The sequence below is a fragment of the Streptomyces recifensis genome, from assembly GCF_002154615.1.
In the GTDB taxonomy this organism is placed as follows: Bacteria; Actinomycetota; Actinomycetes; order Streptomycetales; family Streptomycetaceae; genus Streptomyces; species Streptomyces griseoluteus.
In genome coordinates, this window is record NZ_MUNH01000210.1 from 1 (window position 1) to 10189 (window position 10189).

Sequence of the window (10189 nt, forward strand, 5' to 3'; positions counted from 1 at the left end):
CAGCGCCCGCTGCGGCGCGGACGGCCACCGTGGGAGGCGCATGTGCTGCCCGGCGCCGACGGCGTTTCCTTCGCCGTGCTGTTCAAGTTCCACCACGCCCTCGCCGACGGCCTGCGCGCCCTGAAGCTGGCCGCCTCCCTGCTCGACCCCGTCGACCTGCCCGTCCGCGCCGCAGCGGGCGCTGCATGAGCCGTCCCGCCATGCCGTGGAAGTCGTCGGTGGGGGCGTGCAGCCGTACGTGGTCCAGGGGGTCGAAGTCCGGGACGGGCTCACGGGTGGCGCCGCCGAAGGCGAGGGGCTGCCAGACGTCACGGATGCGCATGCGCAGGCCGGGAACGGCGGCGGCGCGGGAGGCGAGCAGGTCGGCGGCGTGCGCGCCGGCGGCGGGAGACTGGGTGGCGAAGACGCCGAGCGCGCCGAGGTGCATGGGGTGCCGGGCGGACTCCATGTTCCAGAAGGCGAGGTCGAGCGGGGCGAGCGGATGGGAAGTCAAGGGCGTGCCTCGCGTCGTCGACGGGTGGGCTTTACCCGAGTCAATCCCTGAACCCGATTACGGTCAAGTGCTCTCTAGTTACGCACAGTTAACAACGGATAAAGTCCCGCCCCCGAAGAGGGGCGGGACTCGGCAGACCCTCAGGTCACCTGAGTGCGGGGGGTGCCGCCTCGGGTCCCGTACCCCACTCGGACGGGCGCGGGCCGACCGTGAAAGCGAGCGTCCGCAGGGAGCGCAGGGCGCGGGTGGTCAGGTAGGTGCGGTCGTGCGCCGTGCGGTCGGTGCGGACGCCCTGGATGTAGCGGTGGGCCGCCGAGGTGCCGGGGGCGGTGACCGTGAGGCCGCCGGTGGGCCAGTAGCGGCGGTCGAGGGTGAGGTCGACGCGGTCGAAGACGGGGGTGGACAGTCCCCAGGTGTCGTAGCCGGGCTGGACCGGGAAGACGCCGATGGACGACAGCACGTTCCAGGCCGACATCGTGCCGAGGTCGTCGTTGCCGGTCATGCCGGTCGGGGTGTCGGTGAACAGGGTCAGCGCGGCGTGCACCACGTCGGTGGTCTTCCAGGGCTGGCCGGTGGAGAGGTAGGTGTAGGGCGCGATCAGATCGGGCTCGTTCTGCGGGTTGTACTTGTCGGCGCCGTAGTAGTCGTACGCGTCGCCGTGCACCCACACCTGGCGGGCGGTCGTCCCGGGGTCGGCGAGGAGCTTGTCGTAGGCGAAGAAGGAGTCCAGGCGCCGTTCGGCCGCCTGCTTGCCGCCGATCAGCCCGATCACGCCGGGGAGGTCCTGGGGCACCAGCCACTGGTACTGCCAGGACGTGCCCTCGTGGAATCCCACGCTCTGCGCCGGGTCGGCCGGTCCCGTGAAGGTGCCGGAGGCGTCGCGGGCGCGGAAGAAGCCGGTCGTGGGGTCGAAGACGTTCCGGTAGTTCCGGGACCGGGCCGCGTAGCGGGCGGCGTCGTCCGGGTGGCCGAGGGCGCGGGCCATCTGGGCGAGCATCGCGTCGGACAGGGCGTACTCCAGGGTGACGGAGGCGCCGAAGTGGTAGTCGGAGTCACCCGCCTTGGCGTACGGGCGGCCCTTGACGTACGGCGCGAACCCCTGGGCCAGGTACTCGGCGTTGGACTCCCGGCCGACGCCCGGATAGGCGGCGGGCGGCACGCCGTCCGCGTTCCTCCTCAGGGCACGGTAGGCCCGGTCCTCGAACCCCTTCAGCAGGCCGAGGTGGAAGGCGGTGGTGAGGAAGGGGGTGACCGGGTCGCCGGTCATGATGTTGGTCTCGACGGGACCGTATCCCCACTTGGGCAGCCAGCCGCCGTCCTCGTCGATCCGTACCACCGAGCGGGCCATGTCGCGGGCCTCGCGCGGGGCGAGCAGGGCGAGGAGCTGGGCCTGGGTGCGGTAGGTGTCCCACAGGGACCAGTTCTGGTAATAGGTGAAGCCCCGCGCGTGGTGCGGCTTCCGGTCCCAGCCCAGGTAGCGGCCGTCGGCGTCGCTGCCGATGTTGGGCGCGAGGAACGAGCGGTACAGCGAGGAGTAGAAGGTGCGGCGCAGCGCCGGGTCACCGCCGCGCGCCCGGACGGCCGAGAGCCGTTCCTCCCACGCCCGGCGGGCCCGCCTGCGCACGCTGTCGAAGGAAGTCCCGCCCTCGGCCCGGAGGTTGGCGGCGGCGCCGCGCGCGTCGACGTAGGACAGCGCGGTGGTCGCCTCGACCGTACGGTCCTTCGTGGTGTCGAACCGGACGTACGCCCCGCCCGTCCCGGTCCGCGCCCCGGCGGTGACCGCGCCGGAGTCCCAGGCGCCGTACGCGGTGAAGGGACGGCTGAACCGGGTGACGGTGTACACGGTGTACGGACCGGTGTCCCGGCAGAAGCCGTGGCCGGAGATCTTCGTGCGTACGGTGCGGTCGTCGAGGATCTCCACCTCGGCGCCGCCCGGCTTGTGCAGCGACTGGGCGGCGTTGAGCAGGACGTTGGCCCGCGTGGTGGCCGGGAAGGTGTAGCGCTGGACACCGGTGCGGGCGGTGGCGGTGAGTTCGGCGCGGATGCCGGTGCCCAGGCCGACGCGGTAGTAGCCGGGGCTCGCCTCCTCGTCGTCGTGGGAGAAGGCGGCGGCGTAGCGGGCGTTGTCGGTGGCGGTGACCTCGCCGGTGGTGGGCAGCACCGGCAGGTCGCCGCCGATGCGGCAGCCGACGCCGGAGACATGGAGCAGGGAGAAGCCGCGGATGTGGTCGTGGGTGTGGTCGTAGCCCGTTCTGTGCCCGGTGTCCGGGGAGAGCTGCACCATGCCGAACGGCACGGCGGCGCCGGGGAAGGTGTTTCCCTCGTTCTGGGTCCCGATGAACGGGTTCACCAGATCGGTGAGGTGGCCGTCGTACGGTTCGGCGGCGCGGGCCGGAGTGGCGGCCAGCGCGGACGCTGCCATCACCCCGGCCAGGCAGAGCCGGGTGCGCCGGGTCCCTCTCATGTCGGATGACCTCCGCTGGTTCGACGTCGTTGCCTGCATCGTGCGGGGCGAACGGCGTGAACTCGGGCATCCGGGACGGTTCGAGGGCGGCGCGTCGCGGGGTCCCCCGGTTTCCGGCGGCGGGTCAGGTGACGAGCTGGCCCTTGCCCAGGGCGATCACCCCGCCCCGGGAGACGGTGTACAGCTCGGCGTCGCGGTCGGGGTTGACCCCGATGGTCGCGCCGGGCGGGACCTCCACGTTCTTGTCCAGCACCGCGCCCCGCACCACCGCGCCCCGGCCGACGCGCACGTTGTCGTGCAGCACCGAGCCCTGGACGACCGCGCCGGGGTCGACCCGTACGCCGGGCGAGAGCACCGAGCGGCTGACCTGGCCGCGGATCAGGCAGCCGGCGCTGACGATGGAGTCGCTGGCGATGCCCCCCGCGCTGAACCGGGCCGGGGAGAGCTGGTTGGCGTGGGTGTAGATGGGCCACTGGGTGTTGTACAGGTTGAACGCGGGCCGCTCGGCGATCAGGTCCATGTGGGACTCGTAGTACGCGTCGAGGGTGCCGACGTCCCGCCAGTAGCCCTGGTCGCGGGTGGTCTCGCCGGGGACGTGGTTGTCGTGGAAGTCGTAGAGCTGGGCCTCGCCTCGGCCGGTGAGCTGGGGGAGGATCGAGCCGCCCATGTCGTGCGCGGACTGCTCGTCCTCGGCGTCCCGCTGGAGGGCCTCGATGAGGACCTTGGTGGTGAAGATGTAGTTGCCCATGGAGGCGAAGACGCTGTTCGGGTCGTCGGGCAGACCGGGCGGGTCGGCGGGCTTCTCCAGGAAGCGCTGGACCATGCGGCCGTCCGAGCCCGGTGTGATCACGCCGAACGACGAGGACTCCGCCCGCGGCACTCTGATTCCGGCGACGGTGACGCCCGCGCCGCCCTCGATGTGCTGGCGGAGCATCTGCCGGGGGTCCATGCGGTAGACGTGGTCGGCGCCGAACACCGCGACGTACTCGGGCTGTTCGTCGTGGACCAGGTTGAGCGACTGGAGTATGGCGTCGGCACTGCCGAGGTACCAGCGCGGGCCGAGACGCTGCTGGGCGGGGACGGGCGTGACGTAGTTGCCGAGCAGGCTGGACATCCGCCAGGTGGTGGTGATGTGCCGGTCCAGCGAGTGCGACTTGTACTGGGTGAGCACGCAGACGCGCAGCACGTCGGCGTTGACCAGGTTCGACAGCACGAAGTCGACCAGGCGGTAGGTGCCGCCGAAGGTGACCGCGGGCTTGGCCCGGTCCGTGGTGAGCGGCATCAGCCGCTTGCCCTCACCGCCGGCCAGCACGATCCCGAGAACCGAAGGACCTCCTCGGCGCATGGCGCCTCCCCTCCCCTTGGTTGATCCCACTGATGCCCTGGTGGGCGGCGGCTAAGCCTGCTTGCGGATCTCCTCGTACAGTCCCGCCGTGCGCCGGGCCACCGCGTCCCAGCCGAACTCCCCCACCGCGCGGGCCCGTCCGGCCTCGCCCATCCGCCGCGCGGCCGCCGGGTCGGCGAGCACATCGTCGAGGGCGCGGGCCAGGTTCCCCTCGAAGTCGCCGTCGGTGTCGACGAGGAGGCCGGTGCGGCCGTGGTCGACGACCTCCGGGATGCCGCCCACGCGGGAGGCGACGACCGGGGTGCCGCAGGCCATGGCCTCCAGGTTGACGATGCCGAGCGGCTCGTAGACCGAGGGGCACACGAACACGGCCGCGTGGGTGAGGAGTTGCACGACTTCGGCGCGTGGCAGCATCTGTGGGATCCAGAACACCCCGGCCCGGACGGCGCTGAGTTCCTGGAACCGGTCCCGGAACTCCCGGTCGATCTCCGGGGTGTCGGGGGCGCCGGCGCAGAGCACGACCTGGGTGTCCGGGTCGATCTCCCTGACGGCGCGCAGCAGTTGGGGCACGCCCTTCTGCCGGGTGATGCGGCCGACGAACAGCACGTACGGCCGCTCCGGGTCGATGCCGTGCCTGCGCAGGGCGTCGGTGCCGGGGTCGGGGCGGTACAGGCGGGTGTCGATGCCGTTGTGCACGACGTGCACCCGGTCCGCGTCCAGCGCGGGGTAGCAGGCGAGGATGTCGTCCCGCATGGCGCCGGAGACGGCTATCACGGCGTCCGCCGACTCGATCGCGGTGCGCTCTGCCCAGCTCGACAGGGCGTAGCCGCCGCCCAGTTGCTCGGCCTTCCAGGGGCGCAGCGGCTCCAGCGAGTGCGCGGTGGTGACGTGCGGGATGCCGTACAGCAGCTTGGCGAGGTGGCCGGCGAGACCCGCGTACCAGGTGTGGGAGTGGACGAGGTCGCTGCCCTGGAGGGTGGCGGCCATGGAGAGGTCCACGGAGAAGGTGCGCAGGGCGTCGTTGGAGCCGTCGAGCACGGGCCACGGGCGGTGCCGTACGACGCCGACGCCTCTGCCCTCGCCCCAGCAGTGCACCTCCAGGTCCACGAGTTCGGCCAGCTCGCGGGCGAGGAACTCCACATGGACGCCCGCACCGCCGTACACGTCCGGAGGGTACTCACGCGTCAGCAGTCCCACTCGCACCCGGTGACTCCCTGGGTTTCGGCGGCAGTTCCCCTCATGGTCACCCAGAAGCGGCGCGCGGGGAAGAGCCCGGCGGACGGCTGAAGCAGCAGTCCCCGCAGACGCCTCCGCCGGGGACCCGGTAGTAGAGGCAGCAGCTCCGGCGGCGGAACCCCCTGCCCGAACGGGCTACGGTGTCCCGCAACAGGGGCTGCGCGAAGAGGGCACGGGTCAGGTCGGCCGCCCTGTGGGCCACGTCCGTACGGGTGTTGAGGCGGGCCCACTGGTCCAGCTGCCGTGCCGCTCCGGCGAGGGCGGAGGCGGCGTTGCCCCACAGGAGGCCGGGGGCGACCCCGTACCGGCGGGTCAGGGCCTCCCCCAGGGGCCGCAGGTGGGCGTGGAGCACGGTGTCGGCGAGGGTGCCGGGGTCGCCGGGCAGCGGGCGGACCTCGGTCAGCCAGAGGTCGTCGGGGGCGGTGGCGGCGGCGTCCCAGCGCAGCAGGCGCGGGTCGAGGTCGGGCACCCGGCCGTACAGCGCGGCGCAGGCGAGCGCGACCGACCAGAGCCGGGCGGCGAGCCCCTGCTGGGCCAGGGAGGCGCAGACGCGGGGCTCACGGACGCCGAGCCGGTCCGCGATCACGGCGACCCGGTCCGCGACGGCGTCGGACTGAACAGCCGCCGGCCGGCCCGCGTACGTCCGGTCGAGAGGAGGTGCGCTCAGGTCTGCGGGGCTGCCGGTGCGCAGGACGAAGAAGCCGCCGAGCGGGCGCAACGCGGTCAGGCCGGAATCCAGTTCCACGGTCAGCACTTCTACCAGTCGCCGGAGGAAGGACGTTCAGGCACCCGCCCTGGGGATGAGGGGGGCGCATTCGTACTCCATCGGCAGTAGGACGCATCGCGTGCTCAGGGACGACGACCAATCGGGCGTGAGCGGGCAGAGTGTCCGGCATGGAAGCCGACCGTGCCCTCAGCCGGGCCCGCCTGCCGCGAGGGAGCCGCAGATGAGCGCCCTCGCGTTGTCCGTGCTGCTGTCCTTCGTCTCCGCCGTCGCCTACGCGGGCGGTGCCGTCGTGCAGGAGCGCGTCGCGGACTCCTGCTCCGGTGAGCGGTTCGCGCCGCTGCGCAGGCCGGGGTGGTGGGCGGCGCTGGGGCTGAACGGCCTCGGCGGGGTGCTGCATGTCGTGGCCCTGGCCTTCGGCCCGCTGAGCCTGGTCCAGCCGCTGGGCGCGCTGACCATCGTCTTCGCGCTGCCCATGGCGGCCCTGTTCGTCGGCCGGAGGGCAGGGGCGACGGCCTGGCGGGGCGCGGTGATGGCGACGGCCGGTCTCGCGGGCCTGCTCTCGCTGGTCGGCGCCTCGGACGCGGGCTCCCTGGGCCCGGCGCAGCGGACGGCGCTGGCGCTGGTGACGGGCGGTGCGATCGTCGCGCTGATGACGGCGGCACGGGCCGCGCACCGGCATCCGGCCGTGCGCAGCGTGCTGCTGGCGATCGGCGCGGGCGCGGCGTTCGGCATGTCGTCGGTGTTCACCAAGACGGTCGCCGTCGGCTGGAGCGCGGGCGCCGGTCTCGCCGGGCTGCCGTCCCTCGCGGTGATCGCCGTCCTCTCGGCGGCCGGAGTGTTCCTCTCCCAGTCGGCCTACCGGGACGGCGGGCTCGCCGCACCCCTGGCCACGCTGACCGTGGTGAACCCGGTGCTGGCCGCCGTCGTCGGCACCGTCCTGTTCGGCGAGACCTTCCGCCACGGCACCACGGGCACTCTGCTGGCACTGGGCTGCGCGGTGGTGACGTGCGGTGGGCTGATCCTGCTGACGACGGAGCGGCTGGGCGGCCCGGCCGCCCCCGAGGCGCCCGCCGCCCGTTCGGACACCGCACACGTACCGGGTGCGAGGTGGCCGGTGGACCCGGCCGCCCCGGTGCTCACGTCCGTGGACGCCGAGCCCGTACGGGAGGGGGACGGCGGCGACACCCCCGCCGACTCCCGCTCCCTGCCCGATGTCCCGCTGTGCGCCTGACCGTCAGAGCCGGGCGCCGTGCGCCCGGAGGTAGGCGACCGGGTCGACGTCGCTGCCGAAGCCGGGCCCGGTGCGCACCTCGAAGTGCAGGTGGGGACCGGTGACGTTGCCGGTCGCGCCGGACCGGCCGAGGCGCTGGCCGGCGCTGACGCTCTGCCCGGACCGCACGGAGATCGCGGAGAGGTGGGCGTACTGGGAGTACCGGCCGTCGCTGTGCCGTACGACGACCTGATAGCCGTACGAACCGCCCCAGCCGGCCGAGACCACCAGGCCGTCGGAGATGGCATGGACGGAGGTGCCGGTGGGCACCAGGAAGTCGACGCCGGTGTGGTACCCCTTCGACCAGTGCGAGCCGGCCGTGCGGTAGCTGGTGCCGATGGAGGCGTGCACGGGGGCGACGACGGTATGGCCGGAGTGGCTCGAAGACGTCTTGTGCTCGGTGGCGGCCTTGCGCTGCGGCTTGGGCGCGGCCTTCTGCTCGGTCTTCCGCGGCTGCGTCCGGTGCTTCGGCACGGCCGTGACGGGCGCCTTGGCGGCACCGTGCAGGCTGAGCCGCTGGCCGGGGACGATCAGGTCGGGATCGGCGCCGATGACCGTGCGGTTGTCCTCGTAAAGACCGCGCCAGCCCTCCCGCACCCGGTGCTCCCCGGCGATGCCGGACAGCGTGTCGCCGCGCACCACGGTGTACATCTCGGCGCGGCCGGCACGGGACTGCGGGGTGGTCTGCGGGCGTACGTCCTGGGCGGCGGCGGGTCTCGCCTGGCTCTTGACCGATCTGACCGGATGGCCCGGAGCGCTCTCGACGTGGGGTGCGTTCCCCCCGCGGGCGAGTCCGGCGCGCGGGCCGCAGGCGGGCCAGGCGCCGGGCCCCTGGCCGTCGAGGACCTTCTCGGCGACGGCGATCTGCTGCGCCCGCGTGGCCTGGTCGGCGCGGGGCGCGTACCGGGTGCCGCCGTACGCCTCCCAGGTGGAGCGGGTGAACTGGAGGCCGCCGAAGTAGCCGTTGCCGGTGTTGATGCTCCAGTTGCCGCTGGACTCGCAGGCCGCCACCTTGTTCCAGGTGGAGGCGTCCGCCGCGTCCGCGGTGCCCGCCGCGACCAGCGGAATGGCGAGTCCGGCGCCGCCGGCGGTGACGGTGAGTGAGGCGCGGTTGATCCTGCTCGGCTGGTACCGGCGATGCCGGCCGCGTACGGCCATGGTCCGAAATCCCCTCGACATGCGTCAGGAGGGGCAAAAGTAAGCGCCGGGAACAGGCCAGGACAAGAGCGGAATCCGGCCTGTCACGGGTTCAAGTGGCCGGAGAGGGGCGTTGGTTGAGGTCGCGGCTTTCCGATGCCCGGTGAAGTGAGCCGAGAGGGGTACTGCGTCCGTACCCATGCCTGGCGAGCCGGAAGTGCGCTCGCCGGGGCGGCGCGACAGGATGGGCCGCAGGGCCCCCACCGACGGAGCCGCAGCAACGACGCAGCTAGGGAGCAGGCGGTATGAGCACACACGCGCAGATCGGCGTCACGGGCCTGGCGGTCATGGGCCGCAATCTCGCCCGGAACTTCGCGCGCAACGGCTATACGGTCGCCCTCCACAACCGCACGGCGTCGAAGACGCGCGAGCTGGTGGAGGAGTTCGGGGACGAGGGCGAGTTCGTCCCGGCCGAGACCGCCAAGGAGTTCGTGGCGGCGCTGGAGCGCCCGCGCCGGCTGGTGATCATGGTGAAGGCCGGTGAGCCGACGGACGCGGTGATCGAGGAGTTCGCGCCGCTGCTGGAGCCCGGCGACATGATCATCGACGGGGGCAACGCGCACTTCGCCGACACCCGGCGCCGGGAGCGGGAGCTGCGCGAGCAGGGCATCCACTTCGTCGGCACCGGCATCTCCGGCGGCGAGGAGGGCGCGCTGCACGGACCGAGCATCATGCCGGGCGGCTCGGTGGAGTCGTACGACTCGCTGGGGCCGATGCTGGAGAAGATCTCCGCGAAGGCGGACGACGGCGCGCCCTGCGTGACGCACGTGGGCCCCGACGGCGCCGGGCACTTCGTGAAGATGGTGCACAACGGCATCGAGTACGCCGACATGCAACTCATCGGCGAGGCCTACCAGTTGCTGCGCGATGTCGGCGGGTACTCGCCCGCCGAGATCGCGGACATCTTCCGCACCTGGAACCGGGGGCGACTGGACTCCTACCTGATCGAGATCACCGCCGAGGTGCTGTCCCACGTGGACGCGGAGACCGGCGAACCGTTCGTGGACGTGGTGGTCGACCAGGCCGAGCAGAAGGGCACCGGGCGCTGGACGGTGCAGATCGCGCTCGACCTGGGCGTGCCGGTGTCCGCCATCGCCGAGGCGGTCTTCGCACGCTCCGTCTCCGGCCACGCAGAGCTGCGCGAGGCCTCCCGGCACCTCGCAGGCCCGTCCGCCCGCACCCTCGGCAAGGAGGAGGCGGCGGCCTTCGCCGACCAGGTCGAGCAGGCGCTCTACGCCTCGAAGATCGTCTCCTACACCCAGGGCTTCCACCAGATCGCCGCCGGGAGCGAGGAGTACGACTGGGACATCGACCTCGGCAAGGTCGCCGCGATCTGGCGCGGCGGCTGCATCATCCGCGCCGCCTTCCTCGACCGCATCACCCAGGCCTACGAGGGCCGGCCCGACCTCCCCAGCCTCCTGGCGGACGAGGGCTTCGCCGACGAGATCGCCGCCGCC

The 10189-nt window shown here is 72.7% G+C and carries 7 protein-coding genes and 2 pseudogenes; 3 read left to right on the top strand and 6 right to left on the bottom strand.

Features of this window, described 5'->3' with window-relative positions; translation table 11 throughout:
* Window positions 1–162 (top strand): annotated as a pseudogene (locus tag CCN33_RS12645) (wax ester/triacylglycerol synthase domain-containing protein); the annotation flags it as partial.
* Here CCN33_RS12645 and CCN33_RS12650 read toward each other — a convergent pair.
* The 5 genes and pseudogenes from CCN33_RS12650 to CCN33_RS12670 all read right to left on the bottom strand — a co-directional run.
* Window positions 161–493, bottom strand: a pseudogene (locus CCN33_RS12650) (wax ester/triacylglycerol synthase domain-containing protein); the annotation flags it as partial. The pseudogenes CCN33_RS12645 and CCN33_RS12650 overlap by 2 nt on opposite strands.
* Window positions 494–638: 145 nt before the next feature.
* On the bottom strand, window positions 639–2957 hold the full coding sequence (locus CCN33_RS12655; RefSeq protein ID WP_086693728.1) for a GH92 family glycosyl hydrolase: 2319 nt from the start codon (window positions 2955–2957) through the stop codon (window positions 639–641).
* 124 nt (window positions 2958–3081) lie between these two features.
* Window positions 3082–4302 carry a glucose-1-phosphate adenylyltransferase gene (glgC, locus tag CCN33_RS12660; RefSeq protein WP_086693729.1) on the bottom strand — a complete coding sequence of 407 codons (1221 nt, stop codon included), beginning with the start codon at window positions 4300–4302 and terminating at the stop codon, window positions 3082–3084.
* Between the two features lie 51 nt (window positions 4303–4353).
* Window positions 4354–5505, bottom strand: coding sequence for a glycogen synthase (gene glgA / locus CCN33_RS12665; protein WP_086693730.1), 1152 nt, complete (start codon window positions 5503–5505; stop codon window positions 4354–4356).
* 40 nt (window positions 5506–5545) lie between these two features.
* A complete protein-coding gene (locus tag CCN33_RS12670; protein WP_086693733.1) occupies window positions 5546–6283 on the bottom strand; it encodes a (2Fe-2S)-binding protein in 738 nt (245 codons plus the stop codon).
* A 202-nt stretch (window positions 6284–6485) separates the two neighbouring features.
* On the opposite strand from CCN33_RS12670, the gene CCN33_RS12675 reads away from it, so the two are divergent.
* The gene (locus tag CCN33_RS12675; protein WP_167387840.1) at window positions 6486–7496 is read left to right on the top strand and encodes a DMT family transporter; all 1011 of its coding nucleotides are present in this window, start codon (window positions 6486–6488) and stop codon (window positions 7494–7496) included.
* Window positions 7497–7499: 3 nt separating this feature from the next.
* On the opposite strand, the gene CCN33_RS12680 is transcribed toward CCN33_RS12675, so the two are convergent.
* Window positions 7500–8693, bottom strand: coding sequence for a transglycosylase family protein (locus CCN33_RS12680; RefSeq protein WP_086693731.1), 1194 nt, complete (start codon window positions 8691–8693; stop codon window positions 7500–7502).
* A 284-nt stretch (window positions 8694–8977) separates the two neighbouring features.
* Between CCN33_RS12680 and gndA the strand changes: the two genes are divergently transcribed.
* A partial coding sequence (gene gndA / locus CCN33_RS12685; protein WP_086693732.1) for an NADP-dependent phosphogluconate dehydrogenase occupies window positions 8978–10189 on the top strand: 1212 nt, incomplete at its 3' end.